This window comes from Stenotrophomonas maltophilia (genome assembly GCF_047497515.2).
GTDB lineage: Bacteria > Pseudomonadota > Gammaproteobacteria > Xanthomonadales > Xanthomonadaceae > Stenotrophomonas.
Genome location: NZ_JAXAXL020000037.1, coordinates 1 through 1,023 on the forward strand (window position 1 = coordinate 1; position 1,023 = coordinate 1,023).

General features: G+C 60.5%; 1 protein-coding gene. It reads left to right on the forward strand.

The features are described from left to right. Positions 1-83 precede the first annotated feature (83 nt). Positions 84-1,023 (forward strand): IS481-like element ISStma12 family transposase (locus ACMZPQ_RS22960; protein WP_197584473.1); only part of this gene is annotated, 940 nt, incomplete at its 3' end.

The following is a 1,023-nucleotide window of genomic DNA, read 5'->3' on the forward strand; positions in this document are numbered from 1 at the left end:
TGTGATCTCTCGGTAGGTTGTTCATCCGGGGCATCTTTGGAAAATGGTGGTTACCACACCTGTCCAGCCCCCAAAGAGCCCGGATGAACCACCATAAAAATGCCCGTTTGACGCCGTTTAGTCGAGAGCTTCTTGTCCGCCGCATCACTGAGCAAGGCCTCCGGCCAGAAGAGGCCGCCCAGGCTTGTGGGGTGAGTGTACGCACGGCTTACAAGTGGCTGGCCCGGTATCGAGCCGAGGGCCTGATTGGGCTGCAGAACCGCAGCTCTCGGCCCAGCCGCAGCCCCCATGGCACACCCGAGGCACTGATAGAGCAGATCGTCCAGCGTCGACGTCAACGGCAAACCTACCTGACCATTTCCAAGGCACTGGGTGTGGCTCACAGCACCATTTCACGCCTGATGCGTCGAAGAGGACTCAATCGCCTGTGCCTTCTGGACCCACCGAAGAAGGCGGTCCGGTATGAGTACGACAGCCCGGGCGGCTTGCTGCACTTGGATATCAAGAAACTCGGCAACTTCCGCCGGCCCGGACACCGGGTCGATCCAAGTCGGCGTGGCAATGCTGGCGGCGGCGGCTGGGGTTATGTCCATGTGGCCATTGATGACCACTCCCGAGTCGCTTTCAGTAGCGTTCACACGGATGAGAAAGGCTCAACGGCCTGCCAAGCGCTGCTGGCCGCCTTGGCGTACTACAAGACGCTGGGAGTCACCTTTCAGCGTGTCCTGACTGACAACGGCGCCTGCTATCGCTCCGGCGTCTTCGCTCGACTCGTCGCCTCGTTGGGCATGAAGCACTATCGGACCAAGCCCTACACCCCGCGAACCAACGGTAAGGCCGAGCGCTTCATCCAGACCAGCTTGCGCGAATGGGCCTATGCCTGCGAGTACGCTTCGTCAGAGCAGCGCGATGCCGTGCTGCCTGAATGGCTGCATCACTACAACTGGCACCGACCCCACATGGGGATCGGCAGCCAACCGCCTATTTCCAGAATCCCGCTGAACAACGTGGTGGGTTTACACA